At 68.9% G+C, this 23,249-nt stretch carries 23 protein-coding genes; 8 read left to right on the forward strand and 15 right to left on the reverse strand.

The window, feature by feature from the left end; genetic code table 11:
- Positions 1-42: 42 nt before the first annotated feature.
- Complete coding sequence (locus HUW46_RS19040) at positions 43-1,293, reverse strand: MFS transporter (protein ID WP_215548553.1); 1,251 nt, start codon at positions 1,291-1,293, stop codon at positions 43-45.
- A complete protein-coding gene (locus HUW46_RS19045) occupies positions 1,286-2,608 on the reverse strand; it encodes a GH1 family beta-glucosidase (RefSeq protein ID WP_215548554.1) in 1,323 nt (440 codons plus the stop codon). The genes HUW46_RS19040 and HUW46_RS19045 overlap by 8 nt, the downstream gene beginning before the upstream one ends.
- A gap of 103 nt (positions 2,609-2,711) precedes the next feature.
- Here HUW46_RS19045 and HUW46_RS19050 point away from each other — a divergent pair, with 103 nt between their 5' ends.
- Positions 2,712-3,365: a TetR/AcrR family transcriptional regulator gene (locus HUW46_RS19050; protein WP_215548555.1), complete on the forward strand. Its 654-nt coding sequence runs from the start codon at positions 2,712-2,714 to the stop codon at positions 3,363-3,365.
- A gap of 82 nt (positions 3,366-3,447) precedes the next feature.
- Here the strand turns inward: HUW46_RS19050 and HUW46_RS19055 are convergent, their stop codons facing one another.
- Positions 3,448-4,644: an amino acid deaminase/aldolase gene (locus HUW46_RS19055; RefSeq protein ID WP_215549966.1), complete on the reverse strand. Its 1,197-nt coding sequence runs from the start codon at positions 4,642-4,644 to the stop codon at positions 3,448-3,450.
- Between the two features lie 83 nt (positions 4,645-4,727).
- Here HUW46_RS19055 and HUW46_RS19060 point away from each other — a divergent pair, with 83 nt between their 5' ends.
- A complete protein-coding gene (locus tag HUW46_RS19060; protein WP_215548556.1) occupies positions 4,728-6,029 on the forward strand; it encodes a D-arabinono-1,4-lactone oxidase in 1,302 nt (433 codons plus the stop codon).
- A 149-nt stretch (positions 6,030-6,178) separates the two neighbouring features.
- Here HUW46_RS19060 and HUW46_RS19065 read toward each other — a convergent pair whose 3' ends face one another.
- Together HUW46_RS19065 and HUW46_RS19070 are read right to left on the reverse strand one after the other, a co-directional pair.
- Entirely contained in the window at positions 6,179-6,829 is a 651-nt protein-coding gene (locus HUW46_RS19065; protein ID WP_215548557.1) for an NAD(P)H-binding protein, read from the reverse strand.
- A 23-nt stretch (positions 6,830-6,852) separates the two neighbouring features.
- Positions 6,853-7,500, reverse strand: a complete 648-nt coding sequence (locus tag HUW46_RS19070) for a hypothetical protein (protein WP_215548558.1) — start codon at positions 7,498-7,500, stop codon at positions 6,853-6,855.
- A 440-nt stretch (positions 7,501-7,940) separates the two neighbouring features.
- Here HUW46_RS19070 and HUW46_RS19075 point away from each other — a divergent pair, with 440 nt between their 5' ends.
- Positions 7,941-9,017 carry an HpcH/HpaI aldolase/citrate lyase family protein gene (locus HUW46_RS19075; RefSeq protein ID WP_215548559.1) on the forward strand — a complete coding sequence of 359 codons (1,077 nt, stop codon included), beginning with the start codon at positions 7,941-7,943 and terminating at the stop codon, positions 9,015-9,017.
- Positions 9,010-9,891, forward strand: a complete 882-nt coding sequence (locus HUW46_RS19080; protein ID WP_215548560.1) for an HpcH/HpaI aldolase/citrate lyase family protein — start codon at positions 9,010-9,012, stop codon at positions 9,889-9,891. Before HUW46_RS19075 ends, HUW46_RS19080 begins: the two co-directional genes overlap by 8 nt.
- Before the next feature lie 22 nt (positions 9,892-9,913).
- Here HUW46_RS19080 and HUW46_RS19085 read toward each other — a convergent pair whose 3' ends face one another.
- Both HUW46_RS19085 and HUW46_RS19090 read right to left on the reverse strand, forming a co-directional pair.
- Complete coding sequence (locus HUW46_RS19085; RefSeq protein WP_215548561.1) at positions 9,914-10,498, reverse strand: hypothetical protein; 585 nt, start codon at positions 10,496-10,498, stop codon at positions 9,914-9,916.
- The gene (locus tag HUW46_RS19090; protein WP_215548562.1) at positions 10,498-10,944 is read right to left on the reverse strand and encodes a hypothetical protein; all 447 of its coding nucleotides are present in this window, start codon (positions 10,942-10,944) and stop codon (positions 10,498-10,500) included. Before HUW46_RS19090 ends, HUW46_RS19085 begins: the two co-directional genes overlap by 1 nt.
- 58 nt (positions 10,945-11,002) lie before the next feature.
- On the opposite strand from HUW46_RS19090, the gene HUW46_RS19095 reads away from it, so the two are divergent.
- The 4 genes from HUW46_RS19095 (at position 11,003) to HUW46_RS19110 (ending at position 14,776) form a co-directional block, all read left to right on the forward strand.
- Positions 11,003-12,778, forward strand: a complete 1,776-nt coding sequence (locus tag HUW46_RS19095; protein ID WP_215548563.1) for a toll/interleukin-1 receptor domain-containing protein — start codon at positions 11,003-11,005, stop codon at positions 12,776-12,778.
- Between the two features lie 116 nt (positions 12,779-12,894).
- Positions 12,895-13,188: a hypothetical protein gene (locus HUW46_RS19100; protein ID WP_215548564.1), complete on the forward strand. Its 294-nt coding sequence runs from the start codon at positions 12,895-12,897 to the stop codon at positions 13,186-13,188.
- Positions 13,189-13,201: 13 nt separating this feature from the next.
- Positions 13,202-14,182 (forward strand): hypothetical protein, encoded by a 981-nt coding sequence (locus HUW46_RS19105; protein ID WP_215548565.1) that lies wholly within the window; start codon positions 13,202-13,204, stop codon positions 14,180-14,182.
- An 18-nt stretch (positions 14,183-14,200) separates the two neighbouring features.
- Positions 14,201-14,776, forward strand: coding sequence for a DUF3558 family protein (locus HUW46_RS19110; protein ID WP_254126625.1), 576 nt, complete (start codon positions 14,201-14,203; stop codon positions 14,774-14,776).
- Between the two features lies 1 nt (position 14,777).
- On the opposite strand, the gene HUW46_RS19115 is transcribed toward HUW46_RS19110, so the two are convergent.
- From HUW46_RS19115 to HUW46_RS19150, 8 genes are read right to left on the reverse strand one after another with little or no spacing between them, the layout of a single operon-like run.
- On the reverse strand, positions 14,778-16,151 hold the full coding sequence (locus HUW46_RS19115) for an amidase (RefSeq protein ID WP_215548567.1): 1,374 nt from the start codon (positions 16,149-16,151) through the stop codon (positions 14,778-14,780).
- Positions 16,152-16,182: 31 nt separating this feature from the next.
- Positions 16,183-16,974 (reverse strand): SDR family NAD(P)-dependent oxidoreductase, encoded by a 792-nt coding sequence (locus tag HUW46_RS19120; protein WP_215548568.1) that lies wholly within the window; start codon positions 16,972-16,974, stop codon positions 16,183-16,185.
- Positions 16,971-18,413, reverse strand: a complete 1,443-nt coding sequence (locus HUW46_RS19125) for an aldehyde dehydrogenase family protein (protein WP_215549967.1) — start codon at positions 18,411-18,413, stop codon at positions 16,971-16,973. The genes HUW46_RS19120 and HUW46_RS19125 overlap by 4 nt, the downstream gene beginning before the upstream one ends.
- Positions 18,413-19,192, reverse strand: a complete 780-nt coding sequence (locus HUW46_RS19130; RefSeq protein WP_215548569.1) for an ABC transporter ATP-binding protein — start codon at positions 19,190-19,192, stop codon at positions 18,413-18,415. Before HUW46_RS19130 ends, HUW46_RS19125 begins: the two co-directional genes overlap by 1 nt.
- Positions 19,189-19,962 (reverse strand): ATP-binding cassette domain-containing protein, encoded by a 774-nt coding sequence (locus HUW46_RS19135; protein ID WP_215548570.1) that lies wholly within the window; start codon positions 19,960-19,962, stop codon positions 19,189-19,191. The genes HUW46_RS19130 and HUW46_RS19135 overlap by 4 nt, the downstream gene beginning before the upstream one ends.
- A complete protein-coding gene (locus HUW46_RS19140; protein WP_215548571.1) occupies positions 19,959-20,786 on the reverse strand; it encodes an ABC transporter permease in 828 nt (275 codons plus the stop codon). Before HUW46_RS19140 ends, HUW46_RS19135 begins: the two co-directional genes overlap by 4 nt.
- Positions 20,783-21,730, reverse strand: a complete 948-nt coding sequence (locus HUW46_RS19145; protein WP_215548572.1) for an ABC transporter permease — start codon at positions 21,728-21,730, stop codon at positions 20,783-20,785. The genes HUW46_RS19140 and HUW46_RS19145 overlap by 4 nt, the downstream gene beginning before the upstream one ends.
- Entirely contained in the window at positions 21,727-23,217 is a 1,491-nt protein-coding gene (locus HUW46_RS19150; RefSeq protein WP_215548573.1) for an ABC transporter substrate-binding protein, read from the reverse strand. Before HUW46_RS19150 ends, HUW46_RS19145 begins: the two co-directional genes overlap by 4 nt.
- Positions 23,218-23,249 lie beyond the last annotated feature (32 nt).

Genomic DNA, 23,249 nt, shown 5'->3' on the forward strand with positions numbered 1-23,249 from the left:
CTATTCGGATTATGCGGAATTTGATCTTCCGAACAGGGTCGCTCACCGCACCGCACGAACCCGGGTGACAAGAACTCCCGCCACCACCGTCGCGATCGCCGAAGCCGCGAACAGGGTCGGGTAGCCGCCGATGTTCGCCAGGATCACCGTCGCCAGCGCGGGTGCGACGACCTGCGGCAGCGAGTTCGCGATGTTGACCACGCCGAGATCCTTCGCCCGGTCCTTCGCGGCGGGAAGAACCTGCGTGAGGATCGCGATGGCCACGGCCTGGTAAGCGCCGAAACCGATGCCGAGCAGCGGTGACGCGACGAGCGCCGCGGGCCAGGTCTGCCAGCACACGAGGATGAGCGCGGCGAGCGCCATCACCGCGGACGACGCGAGCACGTACGGCTTCCGCCTGCCGGAGCGGTCGGACAGCTTGCCGGTCACCGCGGCGCCCACGATCAGCGCGACCCCGTAGAACCCCATCATGATCAGCAGCCCGGCGTCGGGGTCCGGGTAGTGCACCGAGTTCTTCAGGAAGAACAACAGGTAGAGCGTGCCCAGCGCGTTGCCGAGGTTGATCATGAAGTGGCAGGCCCACGCCCAGGCGAAGTCGGGGTGCTGCCGCGGCGACACCCACAGCGTTTTCAGCGTTTCGAGCGGGCGGCCCCGCGGGCGCCACTCGCGCGGCAGTGCGATGTCGGGTGTGCGCAGGACGAACAAGCCCGCCAGCGCGACGACCACCGCCGCGCAGGCGAGGTACCCGGCGGCCAGCGTTGTGACGAGTTCGGTGACCAGCAGGGCGCCGAGCACGGTGCCCAGCATCTGCGCGATCCCGACGTAGCCGCCGATCTCCGCCCGCTGGTCGACCGGCACCCGGTCGGGCACCGCCGACATGAGCGTGGCGAGCAGCGCGTTGAGCCCGGCCTGCACGAGACACCAGCCCAGCGTCATCACGGCGACGGACCCGGCGGCCGCCAGCACGCCCAGCCCGGCCGCCGAAACCACCATCGCCGCGACCGTCCACGGGTGGCGGCGGCCGAACCGCGAGCAGGTGCGGTCCGACAGCATCCCGATCACCGGGTTCACCACCAGCGCGACCGCCGCGCCGATTCCGGTGACCAGCCCGAACACGAACTCCTTGTTCGCCGAGTCGAGCAGCTCGGCCTGGTTCGGCAGCAGCACCTGGATCGGCGCGTAGATCCCGAGCCAGAGCCCGATGTTGGCGAGGAACAGCAGGCTCGTCCACCCGGCGCGGACCCGGACGACCGGCTCGGCGAGCGCGGCGGGCAGGGGCGGGGCGCTACTCATCGCGGACCAGTTTCCGGTACCAGGCAAAGGAATCCTTCGGTGTGCGCCGCAGGGTTTCGTAGTCGACGTGCACGAGCCCGAACCGCGGCGCGTACCCCTTCGACCATTCGAAGTTGTCGAGCAGGGACCACACGAAGTACCCGCGGACGTCCACCCCGGCGTCCATCGCGGCCCGCACGGCCGAAAGGTGTTCGACGAGGAAGTCGATCCGCTCGGGGTCGCGCACGCCGCCGTCCTCTGCGACGCGGTCGTCGAAGCTGCAGCCGTTTTCGGTCAGGTAGACGGGCGGAAGCCGGTCGGCGTAGCGGCGGTGGAAGTCGAGCAGCAGCTCCCGCAGCGCTTCGGGCACGATCGGGGAATCGTTGGTGGTCATCGGATACCCCTCGACCGGGCGCAGTTCGAACGGGAGCGGGTTGCCCGGTCCCGGCGCCCGCACGCCCTGCGGTTCGTAGTAGTTGACGCCGTAGAAGTCGAGCGGCTGCGCGATGGTCGGCAGGTCTTCGGCGAACCCGTCCGGCAGGTGCTCGACCAGCTCGGCGGGGTACTCGCCGAGCAGCACCGGATCCGCGTAGAGGCGGTTGATCAGCGCGTCGAGCCAGCGCGCGGCGGCGTTTTCCGGTTCGGTGTCGGCTTCGGGCCAGATCGGGCTGTGGTTGTTCGCGGTGCCGATGCGCGTCGCGCCCGCCGCGCGCAGCGCCTGCACCGAAAGTCCGTGAGCCAGGTGCTGGTAGTGCGCGGTGGGCACCGCGTCGAGCAGGAGCGCCTTCCCCGGCGCGTACTCGCCGATCGCGTAGCCGTAGATCGACATGACCATGGGTTCGTTGAGCGGGATCCACATCCGGACGCGGTCGGCGAACCGCTCGCCCATGATCGCGGCGTATTCGGCGAACCGTTCCGCGGTGTCCCTGGCGAGCCAGCCACCGGCGTCTTCGACGGGCTGCGGCGTGTCCCAGTGGTACAGCGTGGCCACGGGCGCGATGCCCGCTTCGCACACCGAGTCGATCAGCCGGTCGTAGAACGCGAGGCCCTCGGCGTTCGGGGCGCCCTTGCCGTCGGGCAGGATCCGGGGCCAGGCGAAGGAGAACCGGTAGGCGCCGACCCCAAGATCACTCATCAGTGCGACGTCCTCGGGATGACGGTGGTAGTGATCGGCCGCGACACGCGCGTGCTCACCGTTCGCGATCTTGCCTGGAGTCTCGGTGAAGGTGTCCCAAATGGACGGACCGCGACCGCCCTCGTCGACGGCGCCTTCGATCTGGAACGCCGAAGTCGAGACGCCCCAAAGGAATTCGCGGGGGAAGGACAGGTTCTCCACTACGACACCTTTCCTCGACTAACATGAAAAGTTCTCAGATACTAGCCGTTCCCTCGACCGGGGGGAAGCCCGCCGACACGCTAAAGTCGCTGTTCAGCGAAGGATGGAGCACGACGTGTCCGACACGAAGGCCAGCGGCGACGCGGCCCCGACCACGGCTCTGCGCCGGAAACCGGTGCAGCAGCGCAGCGCCAAGCGCGTCGAGCAGATGCTGGACGCCGCCGCACAGCTCATCGACGAGATCGGTTATGACGCGCTGACCACGACCTTGATCGCGAAGCGGGCCGGGGTCGCGGTCGGCTCGCTGTACCAGTTCTTCCCGGACAAGCGCGCCGTCGTCCAGGCGTTGACGCAGCGGAACCTCGAACGCTTCCTCGGCGCGGTGACCGAGCGGCTCGGTGCCGTCGACCACTCGCACTGGTGGGACGTGGTCGACTCGATGCTGGACATCTACCTGCACATGCACCGGGACGTGCCGGGGTTTTCGAAGGTGCACTTCGGCGACGTGGTGGACCTGCGGCTGCTCGACGAGCGCCGGGACAACAACTCGGTGGTCTCGGAATCGCTCGCGAGCCTGCTGACCGACAAGCTGAACGTGCCGGCGGATCAGGTCACGATGCCCATCTCGGTGGCCGTCGAAGTAGCCGACGCACTGCTCAATCTCGCCTTCCGACGTTCTCCACAGGGTGACCCCGAAGTGGTCGCGGAGACCAAGCACGTCATCAAGTTGTACCTGGCCAGCAGGCTCGGGGAGTAGTAATCCACCGGTTGCCCCCAGTTGTCCACAGGCCGCGAAAGCTGTGGACAACCGTGGTGGATTCCGCTTAATCGCTTTCGGGTCAGCCGAAGCTCTCGCCGTCGCCGCGGAAGGTCGGCACGGTCCGTTCGACGGTTCCGCCGACGACGATGTGGTACTCGGTGAACCGCTCCGCCAGCTCGCCGGCTTTCGCGTGGCGGAACCAGACGCGGTCGCCGATCCGCAGCGACCTGGCCGCCTTGCCGGTGACCGGGGTCTGCACTTCGCCCGCTCCTTCGAGCCCGAGCAGCGAAAGCCCCTTCGGCAGGTACGGGGACGGGAGCCGCGAAGGCTCGGCAGGCCCGGAAGCGACGTAACCACCCGAGAACAGCGTCGCGATCTTCTTGGTGGGACGGCGCACCACGGGCAGCGCGAACAGCGCGGCCGGTTTGGGGTGGAACCGCGAATACCCGTCGAACAGGGTCGGGCCGATGAGTCCCGATCCGGCCGCGATCTCGGTGACCGAGGTGTCGGCGCCGGTGCTCTCGATGCTGCCGCTGCCGCCGCCGTTGACGAACTCGAGGTCGGCGACGGCGCGCACGGCCGCGACCGCCGCGCCCCTTCGCTCGGCGAGTTCGGCGGCGGACCTGCGCTGGAGCATGCCGACGATCGCGTTCTTCGGCTTCGGCCCCGCGAGATCGGGGAGCCCGGCGATCTGACCTTCGTACGCCATCAGCCCGACCAGCCGGAAACCCTTGCGCGCGACTATTTTCTTCGCGAGCTCGGCCGCCTGGCGCGCGGTGAACACCGGCGAGCGGCGGGTGCCGACGTGCACCCCGCGCAGCGGGCGGAACGAGGCGTCCAGTTCGAGGCACACCCTGATCTCGGGGTGGTCGTGGCCGAGCGCGGCGTCGACGAGGTCGAGGTGCTCGGTCGAGTCGACCATGATCGCGATCGACGAGCGGGCCCGGTCGTCGGCGGCGAGCGCCCGCAGCGCCCCGTGGTCGGCCGTCGGGTAGGCGACCACGATGTCGTCGGCGGTGCCCTGCTCGACGTGCCAAACGGCTTCGGCGAGCGAGTAGCTCATGAGCCCGGTGAACCCCGGCTTCGCCAGCACGCGTTCGAGCAGGTAGCGGCAGCGGACCGATTTGCTCACCACGCGGATGGGCTTGCCGTCCGCGCGGCGCACGAGGTCCGCCGCGTTCGCGTCGAAGGCGTCGAGGTCGACGATCGCGAAGGGCGGGTCGAGTGCTTTGGTCGCGAGGTCGAACGCCGAAGCGGTCACACTGGTCACCCGGATTACGGTACGACACCAGAGCTTGAAACGCGAATTCTATTCACTTATCGTTTCCGTCACTCGGGCTTCAAGGATCAGGTGAGCGCATGACGCAGTGGACCAACTGGGCCGGCACCGCGACCGCGACCCCGCAGCGGGTGCACACCCCGCGCAGCACGGCCGAACTCGCCGAAGTGGTGGCCGGGGTGGCTGTCGAAGGCAGGCGCGTGCGGGCGTGGGGCAGCGGGCATTCGTTCACCCCGATCGCGGTCGCCGATTCCGACGCCATCGATCTCACGGCGTGGACCGGGATCGTCTCCGCCGACATCGAATCCGGCCGGGTGGCCGTGCGCTCGGGGACCAAGCTGCGCAAGCTGAACGCCGATCTGGACGCGCTCGGGCTGGCGATGACGAACCTCGGCGACATCGACGAGCAGACGATCGCGGGCGCGGTGTCCACCGGCACGCACGGCACCGGCGCGCGGCTCGGCGGGCTCGCCACGCAGATCGTCGAACTGGAACTGGTGCTGGCGGACGGTTCCGTGGTCACGTGCTCCGCGGACCGCCGCCCGGAACTGTTCGCCGCGGCACGGGTGGGGCTCGGCGCGCTCGGCGTGATCTCGACAGTCACGCTGCAGTGCGAGCCTTCGTTCGTGCTCTCCGCGCAGGAGCGGCCCGAACCGTTGGAACAGGTGCTGGAAGGGTTCGACCAGTTCGCCGAGGAGAACGACCACTTCGAGTTCTACTGGTTTCCGTACGGCAGGAACGCGCTGGTGAAGCGCAACAACCGGTTGCCGGATGACGCGGAACGCAGGCCGTTGAGCAGGGCCAAGCAGTTCATCGACTACGAGATCACCGAAAACCTCGCGTTCGGCGCGCTGTGCCGGACGGGTCGCATGGTGCCGAAACTGGTGCGCCCGCTGGGAAAGCTCGCTTCGTCGCTACTGTCCACAAGGGAGTACAGCGATCTGTCGCACCGGGTTTTCGTGACCCACCGCGGTGTGCGGTTCGTCGAAACCGAATACGCCGTGCCGCGGGAATCCGTGCACGACGTGCTGGCCGAACTGCGCGCTTTGGTGCCGCGACTGGAAACCCCGGTCGCTTTCCCGGTGGAGGTGCGGGTGGCGGCCGCGGACGACATCTGGCTCTCGACCGCGCACGGCCGCGACTCCGCCTACATCGCGATCCACCAGTTCGTCGGCATGCCGTACCGCCAGTACTTCGCCGCTTTCGCGGATATCGCGGGCGTCGTCGGCGGGCGACCACACTGGGGGAAGATGCACGATCTCGACGCCAGCGTGCTGCGGGACCGGTACCCGCGCTTCGACGATTTCGTGCGGGTGCGCAAGGAGGTCGACCCGGCAGGCGTGTTCGGAAACGCCTACCTGGACCAGGTATTGGGCCGCTAGTCGCCGTGCCTCTACTGGTACCTACGTAGCCCCCACCCATCCCGGGGGGCGACCCCGCTCCAGTCTACCGAGGTCGCCGTCGGGGCGGATCGGAAAGCAGGCCGCAGGCCGGGGTTGTCCACAGTCGAGCCTGGCCTGTGGACAACTCATCAGATCCGTTCCAACGCCTCGTCGATCGGGGTGTTCCCGGCGACGAGCTCCAGCGTGCGGCGGATCGTGCGGGGCTCGTCCAGCAGGGCGGCCAAGACCGCGGCGACGTCGTCGCGGGTGATGTCACCGACGTCGACGGAGTCCGCGAGGTGCACGTTGCCCGTGCCCGGGTCGTCGACGAGGTGGCCGGGGCGCAGGATCGTCCAGTCCAGGTCACGCGCCCGCAGATCGTCCTCCGCCGCCTTCTTCGCGCGCAGGTAGATCGCGAAGGTTTCGCCCACGCCGGGGTCGTCGGCCCGGCCGAGGCCCATCGCACTGACCTGGATGTGCCTGCGCACGCCCGCGCGCTCGGCGGCGTCGGCGAAGAGCGCCGCAGCGGCCCTGTCGACGGTGTCCTTGCGGGCCGTGCCACTGCCAGGACCGGCTCCCGCGGCGAACACGGCCGCATCGGCGCCCTTCAGCACCTCCGCGACCTCGTCCGGCGTCGCGTTCTCGAGGTCGAGCACGGCGGGTTCGGCGCTCGAATCCCGCAGGTCGGCCGCGTGCTCGGGGTTCCTGATGATGCCGACGGCCTGGTCACCGCGGGCGGCGAGCACCCGCTCCAGGCGAAGGGCGATCTGACCGTGTCCTCCGGCAATCACAACGCGCATGCGATCAACCCTAGGTCGGTTGGTCAGTCGACGCCGACCGGCAGGTCGTACGACGCGAGCAGCTGCTCGTAGACCATCTCGTTGACCCAGCGGGACACCGCGTCCTCGTCGAGCAGCATCCGCTCGGTGCGGCCGGGCAGATCGAGGTCGACCACCGCGTCCTCGTCGGCGGTCACCACGGCGAGGCCGTAGGCGCGGGCACGCGGCAGGCAGTTGTCGACGTAGTCCTTGGTCAGCACGGCGGACGACGGGAGCACCATGGCGGCCTCGCCGTAGCGCGCGAACGGAACCGCGGAGGCCATCGCGGTGCGCCAGTGCCGCGCGACCGCGAGGACGCCGATGATCTCGGCGGCGGGCGCCGGCGCGGTCGCGGCGAACTCCGGCCAGGTCCAGGTGGCCACGGTGGCGCGATCGGAGACGGGACCGACACCCATCGCGATGCGCTCGGCGTGCACGTCGGTGCGTAGCTGGGCGACGACGCAGACCCGGCGGCCCAGCATCGTGACCTCGGGCAGGACGACCCCGTCCCAGCCGAGCTGCGCGGCGGCCTCGGTCGCCAGCTCGGAGGTACTCGCGGGCAGCTCGATACGCGGCACGACGCGGGTGGGGAATGACCGGGTGCCACCGTTGGTGACCTCGGTGTTCTCCGTGTGCCCTGGTGTGACCGCCACGAGACGCCTCCTTTTCCGTACCGCCAGAACCCCGCCGCCCGAAAGCGGCATATGAATTGATTACCAGTGCGGAACGCATAGGTCTCCGGGTTGGCCGGAGGACTGCGATCGACGGCGCTCAGCGGTCGGTGACCGGTCGACGGGCGGTCGTCCGACTTCGGCCCGACCCTGCCGCCGGACGGGTGAGGGCGAGGTGAGTGGTGTGACCCTGCGAAATCGTGTGTCCTGTGCCACGCCGATAATCACGTTCGCGATCTCCGGCCGCGTCCCGGAGTACCCCAACGGTGCAGCGCAGCACCGCCCGTGAACTCCACTGTGGACATTGAAGGCCTTTTGTTGCGCGCGTCCACGAAAGGGCCGGAGGTGAGCTTCACCGCAGCGCCGGGCGCCGGGCACCGATACGGTTACCCGTGAGTTAACTGTGCCGCCTTGGAGGGTCGATGCGTTCGCCGAAGGACTTCTTCGCACCGCTGGCTGTCGGTGCGCCCGCACCCGTGCGGGAGATTCCGCCGCTGCCGTCCCGCATGATCCACTTCTTCGACCCCAGCAACGAGAAGATGGTGGCGAAGGCGCCGGACATCGCCAAGAAGGTCGATGTGCTGCTCGGCAACCTCGAAGACGCCGTGCGCGCCGATCGCAAGGAAGCGGCGCGCCAAGGCCTCGTCGACGTCGCGAAGGCCAACGACTTCGGCCAGACCCAGCTGTGGACCAGGGTCAACAGCCTCGATTCGCCCTGGGTCCTCGACGACCTGATCACGCTCGTCACCGAGATCGGCGACAAGCTCGACGTGATCATGGTGCCGAAGGTCGAGGGCGCGCAGGACATCCACTACGTCGACCGGCTGCTCGCGCAGCTCGAAGCGCGCGCCGGGCTGACCGAGCCGCTGCTCGTGCACGCCATCCTGGAGACGGCGAGCGGCGTCGCGAACGTCGAAGAGATCGCCGGCGCCAGCCCGCGCATGCAGGGCATCTCGCTCGGCCCCGCCGACCTCGCGGCGAGCAGGCGGATGAAGACGACGCGCGTCGGCGGCGGCCACCCCGGATACCTGGTGCGCACCGACCCCACCGGCGAAGATCTGACCGAAGGCCGCACGACCTACCAGCAGGACCTGTGGCACTACACGGTCGCGCGCATGGTCGACGCGTGCGCGGCCAACGGGATCCTGCCCTACTACGGCCCGTTCGGGGACATCCGCGACGTCGTGGCGTGCGAGGACCAGTTCCGCAACGCGTTCCTGCTCGGCTGCGTCGGCGCGTGGAGCCTGCACCCGGCGCAGATCGACATCGCGAAGAAGGTGTTCTCGCCGGAGCCGTCCGACGTGGCGTGGGCCCGGCGCGTGATCGCGGCCATGGGCGACGGCACGGGCGCGGTGATGATCGACGGGAAGATGCAGGACGACGCGTCGGTCAAGCAGTGCAGGGTGGTCGCCGAACTGGCGGACGCGCTCGCCGCACGCGACCCTGAACTGGCCGCGGCCTACGACGCCGCGACAAAGGAGGCTCTGGAGAATGCCTGATTCACCCGGACCGGACCGGCCCGCGACCGTCAAGCCGCGCAGATCCGTGCTGTACATGCCGGGCGCCAACGAGCGCGCGCTGGAAAAGGCGAAGACTCTCGCCGCGGACGCGCTGATCCTCGACCTCGAGGACGCGGTCGCCCCCGACGACAAGGAAGCCGCACGCGACCGGGTGTGCGCCGCGGCCGCCTCCGGCGAATACGGCGAGCGGGAAATCACGATCAGGGTCAACGCGATCGACACCGAATGGCACGACGCGGACCTGCGCGCCGCCGCACAGGCCGGTCCGGCAGCGGTAGTCGTGCCGAAGGTTTCTTCGGCCCGCGAAGTGCAGAACATCGAACGCGCGCTCGAACTTTCGGGCGCCCCGGAGCACACCAAGATCTGGGCGATGCTCGAAACGCCGACCGCGATCCTGCACGCCGAGGAAATCGTTTCGGCCAGCGACCGGCTGACCGTGCTGGTGATGGGCACGAACGACCTGGCCAAGGAACTGCACACCGAAGCCGCGCCGGATCGCGCACCGCTGCTCGGCGCGCTCTCGATGGCGCTGCTCGCCACCCGCGCGCACGGCAAGGTGATCCTCGACGGCGTCTACAACGACGTGAAGGACCTCGAAGGCTTCGAAGCGGAATGCGTGCAGGCCAGGCAGTTCGGCTTCGACGGCAAGACGCTCGTGCACCCCGGCCAGCTCGAACCGTGCAACCGGGTCTTCTCCCCTTCGGAGAAAGAGGTCGAAAACGCCCGCAAGATCATCGACGCCTTCGAATCCGCGGGCAAGGGCGTGGTCACCGTGGACGGGCGGATGATCGAAAGCCTCCATGTCGACAACGCGCGCCGAATCCTCGCCCTCGCGGCGACCGCGTCGTCGTGAGGAAGGGCCGCTTACGCGGCCTTCAATAATCCGCTACCCCCCCCCGCTGTTTTTCGTGGTCGCCAAAGAGCCGGGGATCCGTGACGAGCGGAGCGGCCCCCGCGACCTCGGCGAGCAGTTCGGCGAGGTCGACCAGGCTGCGCCGGACGCTTTCCAGCTCGCCGCGAAGCTCGCCGATGTGTTCCCAAGCGTTTTCGTGGTCGACAGCGGCGGTCTTCTCCGGGCAGGCCGCCTCCCAGGACCCGAGACGCGGGTGCCACCGGCTGAGCAACGGCCGCAAGGTCGCGTTCAGCACGGTGATCGCGATCGTGCCGAAGGTGAAATCGCCCCGGTGGTCGGCCGGTGAGACGGCCGGGCCGTACTTGCGCAGGATTTCGCGAGTGGTGCCGAACAGACTGTAGATGCTGGTCAACGCTTCGCGCGCAAGGCCTTCACCGGGGCGCAGTTCGACCACGGCGATCCTGGTCACCAGCTCCACGTACAGCTCCCAAGCCGCCTCGGCTTCGGCGCGCTGAGGCGCCCAGGTGCCGCCGAACTCGCCGAGGAACGGCAGCTTCAGCTTGACGCTGACGTCCTTCGGACGCACGGCGCGCAGTCGGCGCCCCATCAGCGGACACCTCCCATCGGAAGCAGGAGGGAATCCGCGCCCGCGAGCTCGGCGAAACGGCGCGCGATGTCGCGCAGGAGCACCTGCAGCTCGGCGAGCTCGGCCCGGAACTGGTCGTCGTGCTCCCAAGCCTGCTCGTGTTCCAGTTCGCTGACCCCGGGCGCGCGCAGCCCGCGGTAGTGCGCGAGGCGCGGGTGCCACCGGGTGAGGAAGGGGCGGATCCCGCCGTTGAGCATGCGGATCACCAGTCCCTGCACCGACTCCGGGCCGACCCCCACCGGGGGCACGTGACCGGCCAGTGCCGTTCTGGCCGTGGCGAACACGCTGTGCAGGCTGTCCAGCGCTTCGGACAGCAGGCCTTCGCCCGGCCGCAGCTCGACCGCCGTGACGCGGCTGGCCAGCTCGACGTGCAGCGCCCAGGCCAATGCGCGGTCGTCATCGCTCATGGGTGCAGTCTAGGGCGCTACGGTGACGGGAACCGGTCGTCACACCACGGGGGGAACGATGCCGGACGTCTTCATCAGCTACGACCGCGACGACGACGCGCAGGTCAAGCGCGTGGTCACGAGGCTCGAACGCGCCGGGCTGGACGTTTTCCTCGACACCGAACGGATCAAGCCGTTCAAGTCCATTTCGGACAGTGTTCGAGCGGCACTGAACGGGAGCCGCGTGCTTCTCGCCTACTACAGCGTGACGTACCCGTCTCGGTGGTACTGCCAGGAGGAGCTGACCGCGGCGTATCTGGCGGGCGACGGACGGGTGCTGCTGGTCAACCCGGAGTCGTCGATCGACCACATCGGACCCGAGCGGCTGCGGGACACCTTGATCGCGAGCCACCCGGCCACGAAGGAGGCGCTCGACCGGCTCGTCGGCGAGGTCGTGGCGCGAGTGGCGGAGACCGGCGGGGTGATCGGCGACTTCGGGGGCCGGGAGCCCCGGTGGCTGACCGAGCGACCCCGTGCCGCGGCACCGAACCCCTTCGCCGGGCGGTGGGCCGAGCAGTGGTGGCTGCATTCGGCGCTGCGGCCGATCGGCCCGTTGACCGAGCGGGCGCCCGCACCGGTGGTCGCGGTGCACGGGGTCGCCGGGATCGGGAAGACCGCGCTCGCGGTCGAGTACGTACGCCGGTTCGGGTCGGCGTTCTCCGGCGGCGTGGCCTGGCAGCCCGAGCGCGAGCAGGACGGCGCGGATCGGCTGTGGGTGCTCGACGACGTTCGCGGCGAGCCGGCCGAAGTGCGGCGGCTGCTCCCCCGCGAGGCCGCGTGCCTGCTGCTTACCAGGGATCCGCGACTGGCGGAGCTGGGGGTGAGCCTGGAGCTGGGCGATCTCGAAACCGAGCTGCCCGAGGATCTGAGCGAGGCCGCGAGCGGCGACACCGGACTGCGGATCCGGCTCGGTAAAGCCGGGGCCGTGCTCGACCCGCCGCACATCCTGGACGGGCTGTACAGCACACCGGCGACCCAGCTGGCGCCCACGATCGACCGGCTGCTGCCCGAGGTGCGGGACTCCTGGGACGCGGTGCGCGTGTTCACGGCCGTCGCCCCGTCACCGGTGTCGGTGCTGCTGCTCGCCGATGCGCTCGCGGTCGCGCGCGGGACGAACCGGGCGGCCGAGTTCGAATCGGCGCACGAGCACGTTGTGGCGCTGTTGAGCCGCGGAGTGCTGCGCGGTTCGCCACTCGGCGAAGAATTCGAACTCCCACCGGCGTTCGCGCTCGCGCTGCGCCAAGGCGATCCGGAACCCGCCCAGGCGGAGCGGTTGCGCGCCGCGACCCTGCGCGTGCTGACGTTGCGAACCCGCTCGTCCCGGCCCGCGGTCGCTTCCCGGTCGCAGCGCACGAAACTGGACGAGGAAGAGCAGCGTGGCGCGCACCGCGTGCTCAACGAGTTGCGGTACCGCATCGCGGTCCGCGAACTGCCCTCCGGTGAAGGCTCCCTGCAGAAGGCTCTCGGCTCACTCCACACGTTGATGGTGCGTCTCCGCGAAATCCGGGCTGACCTGCACCCGCTCGCACTGCGGCGGTCGACAGCGGTGCGACCGGGGCTCGAATCGATCTTCGGCAGGCTGCTCGACGACCTGCTGCCGCACCTGCTCACCCGGTGGCACCCCCGGCTCGACGAGCACCTCGAACTCCGCCCATCCGACGTCGGCAGCAACAGCCACGAACTCGCCTGGCCGCACAACGCTGAACTGCGCAAGGAACTCGCGCAGTTCCAAGCAGAGGCCCGGGAGATCGCGAACGAACTCGGGGTGTTGAGCGGAACACCCTTCGCCCGGTAGCGCTACGCCGAACGGGTCGCGTCGACCGGCTTTCTCCCGAACTCGGCTACCAATCGCTATTCGCTGATTACAATGAGGCACTTCGGTACTCGGCAAGGAGCTTTGGGAGGGGCGACATGCCGGACGGAAGTTTCGAGGTCGATCTGGAGCAACTCCAGCGCGTGGCGGATGACGCGCTTCCGGAGATAGGCGACATCATGCGGGACCAGCTCGGCGTGCTCACGAGTCATGAGGGTCTCGCCGGACCGGGTGGCAGCATGGCGGAGGTCGCCGAGTTCCAGTCGGCCTACGCCACTTATTCGGACGAGGTCGCGGCTCGGCAGAAACACGGCTGCGAAGTGGTTTACGCCACCGCGCAGGCGGCCAGCGGGATCGTCGCCCTGTACCGACGAGCCGACGGCCAGCGCTGAGCGGGGGACGACAGTGCCGGATTGGCCATCGGATCACCAAGTACTCGACACCGCGGAGAAACTCGGCGCCAAGATCATCGACCTGCTCAACGACGCGGGCGGTGACGCCTGGCCCGGTTCGCCGGGCATCCCGGGCAGCCCCGGAGACACCATCGTTCGCTCGCTGCACCACGACGCGCTGGACGTGCTCAGCCTCGACCCGCAAAAGATCTCCGACGAGTTCGAACGCATGCAAACCGTGTGCCGGAGCATGTCCCTGACCGAGTCATCGGATCTCATCGACGCGTTTCGCTCGATTGATTACTCGGTCCAGGATTGGCAGGGCGATGGCGCTCGAGCGTTCCAGCCCCAAGTGTCCATGATCCAGGGATTTGTCGGCCAGCAGTCCAAATACACTCTCGCAACAATCAGGTCCTTGGTAGTGTTACTGGGGATATCTACCCATATAAGGAAGGACTACTGCGCCTTGGCGGCGGCCACCATGGCCGCCGCAGACAAGGCGATGAAATTGAGCGAAGAAGCCGACACCAAGTATGCAATCGGGCTGGGAGCCTCGCTAGTTACCACACTCACCGGGATCGGACTGGGCGGGAGCATCCTCAGCACGACTGTCGGTTTCATCATCTCAGCATCCGGGACGACCATTCAGCGCGCAGTGGACGATGCAACATACAAAGATGTAGCAAAAGGCTACACAGGAGGACGTAGCCAGATCATAGATGCATTCAAGTCCGGCATCAATGACGCGAAGTCAATTATAGAAAAAGCACGCAGTGAAATGTCTGCCGAAAAGAACGAATTATTTGCCCCGACACCACCGGTCATCGACGTGACCAAACCGGAGTTCCACTACAGCGCATTCTATTCGGCGGCACGGGATGTGAGCCAGTTCGACGCGCGAGTGGAGGGCGAGAAGGTCAAGGCGGACGGCGCAAGGCGGCCTGACGGCGCGAGCAAGCCGAAAAGCGTCCTACAGCAACGTCTCGACGGGTGACGAGATCAGATGGGCAAAATGGGCAAATGCGCCACGGTATTGACATCGTGCTGGGCACTGCTGCTGATCGGTTGCTCCGGCGCACCTGATCCCCAACCAGCTACCTCGATACCGACTTCACCGCCTCCGACGAAGGCGGTCGACGTGGCGCGGTATCGGGAGCATCCATGCCAAATCATGCCCAAGACCATCGACGAACGCTTCCAACTCAGCAACCGAAAAGAAGCCCTGAACCAAGTCGTGCCGCCGGTCAAAATGTCGGGTTCGACCTGCGAGGCATACCGAGCACCGGCTAGCGTGCCCGATGCCATCCTGATCCTCTACTCAGAAGGGCAACCCGCATCCGAGGTGCGCTCGTATCAACTGCCCTCTGCCAAGGCCAAACCAGTGTCTGTTCGCGGCTTTCCCGCGATTGCCTGGCAACTCACCTCGGCGGATACCCCAGGCGGCTCTCCCATTTGCATCGTCTTCGCCGACTTCGCGGGCAATCAGGCTCTCGCAGCGTCCTTCAGCTTGGCCGCCGGTGATCACGGTGATGTGTGCGGGGGCGCGCAGCAGGTGTTGGATCTGGTGTTGGAGAAGCTGGTCGGGTGAGTCAGTTCGGCCAGGGGCGTTGGGTGGGGCGGAGGCGTTCGTAGGCGGCGGTGGTGCGCAGGACGCCGACGTCGTCGAAGCGGCGGCCGGAGATCTGCAGGCCGATCGGCTGGCCGTCGGCGGTGTAGCCGCAGTTCACCGAGGCGGCGGGCTGGCGAGACATGTTGTACGGCACGGTGAAACCGATGTGGTCGAAGGGGCGACGGGGGTCGTTCGTCGGCGAGGCCCATTCGGCGGGCGGGGCGGGTACCGGGCTGGTGGGTGAGAGCACGAAGTCGAACGGTTCGGTGGCGCGGAGGGTCGCGGCGCTCAAGGCGTCGATCTGCGCGAAGGCACGGTAGGTGTCCACTCCGGACAGTTCGGCGCCGCCGCGGGCCCAGTCGGCGATGTAGGGCAAGACTTTCGCGCGCCGCTGTTCGGGCAGCGCGCTCAGGTCGGACCAGGCCCGCACCCGCCAGAACCGGTCGAGTCCGGTGAGCATTTCGGTGGTCAGGAACGGATCGACGGGTTCGACGACGGCGCCCGCGGATTCGAACAGGCGCGCCGCTTCGATCACGGCGGCGCGGATGTCTTCGGTGACGGTCAGACCGGTACCGGCATCGAGGTGCAGGCCGACGCGCAGCCCCCGCAGGTCGCCTTCCAAATCCTGCCAAGCGAGTTCCTCGGGCGGCAGGCACATGTGGTCACGTGCGTCGGGGCGGGCCAGCACGCACATCAGGAGCGCGGCATCGGCGACGGTCCTGGTCAGCGGGCCCGCCACCCTGCCGATGTAGGGCGGATCCACCGGGACACGGCCGAAGCTCGGCTTAAGCCCGACGAGACCGCACCAGCCGGCGGGAAGCCGGATCGAGCCGCCAATGTCGGTGCCGACGTGCAGCGGGCCGTAGCCCGCCGCGGCCGCCGCGGCGGCGCCCGCGCTCGACCCGCCCGGCGTGCGCGCGCGGTCCCACGGGTTCCTGCTCGTGGTGTGGAAGCTCGACAGGCCCGAGGTGAGCATGCCGTAGTCGGGCATGGTGGTCTTCGCGAGCAGGACACCGCCCGCTTCCCTGATCCGGGCCGCCGCGGGAGCGTCGGCAGGCGCGGGCACCAGCTCCGTCGCGGCGGTGCCCAGCGGGACCGGAGTTCCCTCGGTGGCGATGTTTTCCTTGATCGTCAAGGGCACGCCGTCGATCGGGCCGAGCGGCTCACCCGCCTGCCAGCGGGCTTCGGACTCCTTCGCGGCGAACCGCGCCCGTGCCTGATCCAGCGCGTAGAGCGCGTGCAGTCCGGGCTCCCGTGCTTCGATCCTCGCCAGCACCGCGTCGGTGGCCTCGACCGGTGACACCGTGCCCGCCCGGTAGGCCTCGACGAGTTCGACCGCGCTCAGATCCGTCATGCTCGCGCCTCCGTTTTCCGATCCGTCCCGGTCACGATGCCGGTGGGGTGTAGCGGCCGTCGACCGCCGTCCAGCCGCCGTCCACGGCGAGCACGCTGCCGGTGACGAAGCTCGCCGCGTCGGAGGCGAGGTACACGACGGCGCCCGCGAGTTCGCTCGGCTTCGCCCACCTGCCGAGCGCGCTCTTCTCCGCGTAGGCCTCGTACCAGCTCGGATCGGCCTTGATCTGCGCGGTCAGCGGTGTTTCGACGACGCCGGGCGCGATCGCGTTGACCCGGACGCCCGCGGGCCCGAACTCGGCGGCCGCGGTGCGGAAGAACTGGACGAGGCCCGCCTTGGTGGCGGCATAAACCCCCTGGCCCGGTTCGACGGTGGTACCGCGGATCGACGAGAACCCGATGATGCTGCCCGCGCCGCGTTCGACCATCGGGCCGCCGAACACGCGCACGACCTCGAACGTCGCCCCGAGGTTCAGCGCGACGACGCGGTCGAACTCCTCGCGCGTGTAGTCGAGGATCCGCTTGCGGACGTTCATCGCGGCGGTCAGCACCACGACGTCCAGGGCGCCGAATTCGCGGGCCGCGCGTGCGACGCCTTCGCGGTCGAGCAGGTCCAGCTCGTACACCTCGCCGGCGCCGGTTTCCGCCGCCGCGCCGGGATCGCGGTCGGCGCAGATCACCTCGGCGCCGTGGGCGGCGAGCGCGCGTGCCGACTCCCTGCCGATCCCGCTCCCGGCGCCGAGCACGACCGCGCGCTTGCCGTCGAGCCGGAAGAGGTTCGCGTACCCGCTCGTGTCTTCGATTCGCTCGCGAGCGTCACTCATGGCCGGATCACCGCCATCCTGGTCACAGTCAGCTCTTCGACGGCGAACCGCGGGCCTTCGCGGCCGATCCCGGAATCCTTCACCCCGCCGTAGGGCATGGTGTCCGAGCGGAACCCCGGGACTTCGTTGATCACCACACCACCCACTTCCAGTTCGTCGAGCGCGCGGAACGCGGTGCGCAGCGAACGGCTGAAAACGCTCGCGTGCAGGCCGTACCGCGAGGCGTTGGCCACTGCGAACGCTTCGTCCACATCGGACACCGTGCGCAGGCAGACGACCGGGGCGAACACCTCTTCCGCCCAGCAGTCGGCGTCGTCGGGAACCTCGGCGAGCACGGTGGGGCGGATGACCGTGCCGTCCGCCTCGCCACCGGCGAGCAGCCTCGCCCCCGCGGCGACCGCGGCGGAAACCCAGGACAGCGCCCGTTCGGTGGCGGCGGAGTCGACGAGCGCGGCGACCCTGGTGGTCTCGTCGCGCGGATCGCCTGTCGCGATGTCGCCGATGTGGGCCAGCAGCGCGGCGGTGAACTCGTCGGCGACCGGTGCGGTGAGCAGCACCCGCTGGACGGAGATGCACGCCTGCCCGGACGCGTAGAACCCGCCACGGATCACCGCGTCCACGGCCGCGGCGAGATCGGCGTCCTCGGCGACGATCAGTGCCGAGTTGGAGCCGAGTTCGAGCAGCGTTTTGCGCGGTGCGGCGGCACGCGCGATCCGGTGCCCCACCTCGGCCGATCCGGTGAACGACACCGCGCCGACGCGAGGATCCGTGACGAGCGTCGAACCGACCTCGGCGTCCCCGGTGACCAGCTGGACCATTTCCGCGGGCGCGCCGAGCTTCGCGGCGGCCTCGCGGACGAGGTGCACCAGCCAAAGTGTCGCGAGCGGCGTCTGCGGCGCGGGTTTGCACACCACGGGGCACCCGGCCGCGATCGCGGGCGCGATCTTGTGCGATGCCAGCAGCAGCGGGTAGTTGAACCCGGCGATGCCGATCACGACCCCGATCGGCCGTCTGGTCCAGAACCCGGTGAGCCCGTCGCCGGAGGGCAGCAGGTCGAGCGGCACGGTCTCGCCGTGCACGCGGGACACCTCTTCGGCGGCCCCTTGCCAGGTGACGATCGTGCGGGCCACTTCGACCCGGCAGTCGACGAGAGGTTTTCCGCTCTCCAGCACGAGAAGCCGTTCCAGCGCCTCCCGCTCGTTTTCCAGCGCGACACCGACGTCGAGCAGGAGCGAACGCCTTGTCCGCGACGGAAGCGTCGCCACGGCGCGCGAAACGGCGATCGCTTCGTCCACGGCACGCCGCGCCAGCTCCGCGGAACCCACCGGCGCCTCGGCGACGGGAGAACCGTCGTAGGGAAAGCACACCGTCGACGAGTCCACTGTGGACACCCATTCGGCGCCGACCGGGAGTCCGCCGGGATAGGGCGGTTCGAAGATCACGATGCTCCTTCCAGCCGGGCGAGCGCCGCGCGCAGGTTCGGCGCCGCCGCGACGAGCTGCCGGGTGTAGGGGTGCTCGGGGTGGTCGTAGACCTGATCGACCTCGCCTTGCTCGACGATTTCGCCGCGCCGCATGACCGCCACCGTGTCGCACACATGCCGCACCACCGCGAGGTCGTGGGAGACGAACACCATGGTCAGCTCGAACCGTTCGGTGAGATTCGCCAGCAGCGCCAAGATCTGTTTGCGGACCGAGACGTCCAGCGCGCTGACCGGCTCGTCGGCGATCAGCACCTTCGGCCGCGGTGCCAGCGCGCGGGCGATCGAAATGCGCTGCCGTTGCCCACCGGAGAACTGATGCGGGTAGCGGGTAGCGGCGTCGAGCGGCAGCCCGACGGCTTCGAGCAGCTCATCGACGCGGTCCGCGTGGTCCCGGGGTTTGCCGAGCGGCTCGCACAGGATGTCGCGCACCCGCATCCGGGGATCAAGTGAGCCCATCGGATCCTGGAACACGATCTGCAGGTTCTGACGCAGGAACTTCAGCCGCCGCTCACCCACACCGTCCACGCGCCTGCCGTCGAAGGTCACCGTGCCCGCGGTGGGCTGGTCGAGCGCGGCGAGCAATCTGACCAAAGTGGACTTCCCGGAGCCGGACTCGCCGACGATCCCGAACCGCTGCCCCGCGTGCACGTCGAACGAAACGCTGCGCAACGCGCGCACCCGGCCGCGGGCGTAGCGGCGTTCCAGCTCACGAACCTCGATCAGCACTTCGCTCATGACGCCTCCAGATCGGACGCCGCCAGCAGCGAACGGGTGTACTCGTGCGCGGGCGAAGTGAGCACGCGGGCCACCGGGCCGGATTCGACGATGGCGCCGTCGTGCATCACGAGCACCTGGCGGCAGATCGTCGCGACGACGGCGAGGTCGTGCGTGATGAACAGCAGCGCGGCCTCCCGTTCGGCGATCCCGGCCCCGATGAGATCGAGGACCTGGGCCTGCACGGTGACGTCGAGCGCCGTGGTCGGCTCGTCGCAGATGAGCAGGGCGGGATCGTTGGCCAGCGCGATCGCCAGCAGCACGCGCTGACGCTGCCCGCCGGAAAGCTGGTGCGGGTACGCGCGAGCGGTGCGCGACGGCAGGCCGACGGCTTCGAGCAGCTCCATCGCGGCGGCTCGCGCGGCACGCCGATCCGGTCTGGTTCGGTGGACCAGCAGCACCTCGGCGATCTGCGGCCCGGCGCGCATCGCGGGGTTCAGCGCCGTCATCGGCTCCTGGAACACCATCGACATCTCGCGGCCGCGCAGCCGGGACAGCTCGCGCTCGGGCGCGCCGAGCAGTTCGCGTCCCTCGAAACGCACCGAGCCCGAAGCGCGGAGCCCTTCCGGCAGCAGCCCCAGCACCGCCAACGAGGTCAAGGACTTCCCCGACCCCGACTCCCCGATCAAGCCGACCCGTTCGCCGGTGCCCACGGTGAAGGAAACCCCGCTGACCAATGGCGGGCCGCCCGCGGAGACGGTGAGGTTTTCGACTTCCAGCACGGCGTTCATGAGCGACCACCGAGCCGGGGGTCGCACCGGTCGCGCAGGCCGTCACCGAGCAGGTTGAAGCCGAGCACGGCGATCGCGATCGCGAGACCGGGCACGATCGCGAGCCGCGGCTGCACGGTGAGCAGTTCCTGCGACTCCTGCAGCATTCGCCCCCACGACGGGGTCGGCGGGCGGGTGCCGAACCCGAGGAAGGACAGCGCCGCTTCGGAAAGCACGGCGATCGCGAACGACACCGAGCACTGCACGATCAGCAGCCCGGCGATGTTCGGGAGCACGTGCCTGCGCGCGATGAACGGCCGCGACCGCCCCGCCGCGCGCGCCGCGAGGACGTACTCGCTGCTCATCACCCGCAACGTGCCGGATCGGGCGATCCTGGCGAACGAGGGCACGGTGGCCACGCCGATCGCGATCATCGCGGTGAGCGTGCTCGCCCCGAAGACCGCGCCGAGCATGATCGCCAGCAGCAGCGCGGGAAAAGCGAGCAAGAGATCGTTGGCGCGCATGACGAACTCGCCGAGCCAGCGCCGCGACATTCCGGCGAGGATGCCGAGCGGGGTGCCGATGACCGCGGCGACACCGACCGCGACCACGCCGACGTAGAGCGTGGTGCGAGCGCCGACCATGATCTGGCTGGCCACGTCACGACCGAACTTGTCGGTGCCGAACAGGTGCTCACCGGTCGGCCCGAGCAGGCGCGCCGTCGCGTCGACCTTCACCGGGTCGTGCGGGGTCCACAGGAACGAGACCAGCGCGAGCACCACCACGAGGCCGACGAGAACCGCGCCGGTGATGAGCGTCGACCGCCCCGTCTTCACGGCCGTCATGAGGACCTCCGCAGTTTCGGGTCGATGACCGCGTAGAGCAGGTCCACCACGAAGTTGACCAGAAGCGCGCCGACGACCAGCACGAGCACGATTCCTTGCACCGTAAGCAGATCACGCGAAGAAACCGAATCGAGCAGCATGCTGCCGAGGCCGGGCAGCACGAACACGCGCTCCACCACGACCGCGCCGACGAGCAGGGTGGTGAGCTGGAGGCCGAGCACGGTGACCACCGGGACGGCGGCGTTGCGCAGCCCGTGCCGCAGCAGCGCGGGATACGGCCGCAGCCCTTTCGCCCGCGCGGTGCGGAGGTAGTCCTGGCCGAGTGTGTCGAGCACCGACGAGCGCACGTACCTGGTGAGCACCGCGCCCTGCACGAGCCCGAGCGAAAGCGCGGGCAGCACCAGCCCGCCGAGGAACGCGCCGAAGTCCTGGTCCGGCGGTGTCCAGCCGCCCGAGGGCAGCCAGCGCAACCGGACCGCGAACACCTGCACCAGCAGGATTCCGGCGAGGAAGGCGGGGATCGCGACGCCGAGCTGGGAAAGCCCCGAGATCGCGGTGCCGCTGAACCGCCGGTGCCACACGGCGGCGAACGTGCCGAACGGGATCGCGAGCACGACCGCGATCAGCATGCCCGCACCGACGAGCCACAGCGTGACGCCGAGCCGGTCGACGAGCTGCGGCCCGATCGCCTCGCGTGTGACGTACGAACGGCCGAAGTCGCCGTGCAGCACGCCGCCCATCCAGTCGAAATACTGGACGACGAGCGACCGGTCGATGCCGAACTCGTGCCGGGTCTTGGCGAGCAGCTCGGGCGTCGCGTTCACGCCGAGCGCGACCTGCGCCGGATCACCGGGCAGCACCGCCATGAACAGGAAGACCACGATCGAGGCGACCAGCACGCTGAGCACGAGCACCGCCGCGCGGCGCAGGATCCGGCCGGTCATGACGACCCGAGCCCGGTCAGGTCGAACGATTCGCTGACCTGGTTGCGGGCGAGGCCGGTGACCTTCTTCTTCGCCACGGTGACGTTCGGGAACAGGAAAAGCCAGTCGGCGGCGGCGTCGGCGGAGAGCTGCTTCGCCACCTGCTTCATGTTCGCGACCTGCTCCTCCGGCGTGCCCGCGTCCGCGGTTGCCAGGAGCTTCCGCACGCCGGGGTTGTCGTATCCCCAGTAGTAGGCCGGTTTGCCGAACGTGGTGATGTCGCGCGCTTCGACGTGCTGCACGATCGACAGGTCGAAGTCGTGGTCGGTGAAGACCTGCTTGAGCCACACCGCGGGGAAGTCGAGCGGTTCGATCGACACCTGCACGCCGATGTCGGCGAGCTGCGATGCGACGACCTGCGCCGACGAGATCGCGTACGGCAGGTTCGGGATCCGCATCCGCAGCGAGAGGTTGGTCTTGCCCGCCTGCGCGAGCAGCGCTTTCGCCTTCGCCGGGTCGAACGGGTACGCCGCGGAAAGGTCCTCGTACCAGGGATCCGTCGGCGGCACCATGCTGCCGATGAGCGTGCCGCGCCCGGCCCACGCGGTGTCCATCAGCGCTTTGCGGTCCACCGCGAGCGTCACCGCCTGGCGGACGCGGACGTCGTCGAACGGCGGGCGCGCGTCGTTGAAGGCCATCACGACTTCGCTGTTCGTGGTGCCCTGCAGGACGGAGAACCGGTTGTCGCTCTCGAACTGCGGGATCGAATCGGGCGCGGTGATCGTGGCGATGACGTCGATGCCGTTGCTGAGCAACGCGTTGTTGAGCGCTGTCGGATCCTTGATGTACTTGAGGTTCACCGTGGTGTAGGCGGGTTTGCGGCCCCAGTACGCCGGATTCGCGCGCAGCACCACGGAATCGCCGCGGCGCCTGCTCGCCACCTGGTACGGGCCGGTGCCGACCGGGGTGTTCGCGAGATCGGCGACGCCGGTCGGCGAGAACATCGCGCCGATCCGGCTGGTGAGGCTGAACAGCCAGCCGTTGCTCGGTTTTTCCAGCACCACGCGGGCGTGCAGCGGGTCCACCACGTCGACCTGGCGCACCACGTTCATCGCGGACTTCAGCGAGATCGTCCAGTCGGTTTTGACGCGCAGCAAGGAAAACCGGACGTCCTCCGCGGTGAACGGCGCGCCGTTGCCGAACTTCACGCCCGGCCGCAAGCGGAAGTCGTAGACCGTGCGATCGGGGCTGACCGTCCACGATTCCGCGAGTAGCGGCACGATCCGGCCCTCCGGATCGAGTTTCACCAAGCCCTCGTAGACGTTGTAGAGCAAGGCCTGCGGGATGGCGGAGCCGTCGGTGCGGGTGAAGTCGAAGTTCTGCGGCTCGGCGGCGAACCCGACGGTCAGCGTCGACGGGTCGTTCGAAACGACCGCGCTCGATCCGGCGGAACACCCGGGAAGCACGACGAGCAGGGCGAGCGCGGCAGCGCCGAACCGGACTTTCATCGTGCCTCCCCTCGGGTATGCTGGTCGGACCA

Source organism: Amycolatopsis sp. CA-230715 (assembly GCF_018736145.1).
Lineage (GTDB): Bacteria > Actinomycetota > Actinomycetes > Mycobacteriales > Pseudonocardiaceae > Amycolatopsis.

Coding starts and splice junctions, on each gene's coding strand:
- HUW46_RS19040 (WP_215548553.1), bottom strand. CDS start 1,293: ATGAGTAGCGCCCCGCCCCTGCCCGCCGCGCTCGCCGAGCCGGTCGTC.
- HUW46_RS19050 (WP_215548555.1), top strand. CDS start 2,712: ATGGAGCACGACGTGTCCGACACGAAGGCCAGCGGCGACGCGGCCCCG.
- HUW46_RS19060 (WP_215548556.1), top strand. CDS start 4,728: ATGACGCAGTGGACCAACTGGGCCGGCACCGCGACCGCGACCCCGCAG.
- HUW46_RS19065 (WP_215548557.1), bottom strand. CDS start 6,829: ATGCGCGTTGTGATTGCCGGAGGACACGGTCAGATCGCCCTTCGCCTG.
- HUW46_RS19075 (WP_215548559.1), top strand. CDS start 7,941: ATGCGTTCGCCGAAGGACTTCTTCGCACCGCTGGCTGTCGGTGCGCCC.
- HUW46_RS19080 (WP_215548560.1), top strand. CDS start 9,010: ATGCCTGATTCACCCGGACCGGACCGGCCCGCGACCGTCAAGCCGCGC.
- HUW46_RS19085 (WP_215548561.1), bottom strand. CDS start 10,498: ATGGGGCGCCGACTGCGCGCCGTGCGTCCGAAGGACGTCAGCGTCAAG.
- HUW46_RS19090 (WP_215548562.1), bottom strand. CDS start 10,944: ATGAGCGATGACGACCGCGCATTGGCCTGGGCGCTGCACGTCGAGCTG.
- HUW46_RS19095 (WP_215548563.1), top strand. CDS start 11,003: ATGCCGGACGTCTTCATCAGCTACGACCGCGACGACGACGCGCAGGTC.
- HUW46_RS19100 (WP_215548564.1), top strand. CDS start 12,895: ATGCCGGACGGAAGTTTCGAGGTCGATCTGGAGCAACTCCAGCGCGTG.
- HUW46_RS19110 (WP_254126625.1), top strand. CDS start 14,201: ATGGGCAAATGCGCCACGGTATTGACATCGTGCTGGGCACTGCTGCTG.
- HUW46_RS19115 (WP_215548567.1), bottom strand. CDS start 16,151: ATGACGGATCTGAGCGCGGTCGAACTCGTCGAGGCCTACCGGGCGGGC.
- HUW46_RS19120 (WP_215548568.1), bottom strand. CDS start 16,974: ATGAGTGACGCTCGCGAGCGAATCGAAGACACGAGCGGGTACGCGAAC.
- HUW46_RS19130 (WP_215548569.1), bottom strand. CDS start 19,192: ATGAGCGAAGTGCTGATCGAGGTTCGTGAGCTGGAACGCCGCTACGCC.
- HUW46_RS19135 (WP_215548570.1), bottom strand. CDS start 19,962: ATGAACGCCGTGCTGGAAGTCGAAAACCTCACCGTCTCCGCGGGCGGC.
- HUW46_RS19140 (WP_215548571.1), bottom strand. CDS start 20,786: ATGACGGCCGTGAAGACGGGGCGGTCGACGCTCATCACCGGCGCGGTT.
- HUW46_RS19145 (WP_215548572.1), bottom strand. CDS start 21,730: ATGACCGGCCGGATCCTGCGCCGCGCGGCGGTGCTCGTGCTCAGCGTG.
- HUW46_RS19150 (WP_215548573.1), bottom strand. CDS start 23,217: ATGAAAGTCCGGTTCGGCGCTGCCGCGCTCGCCCTGCTCGTCGTGCTT.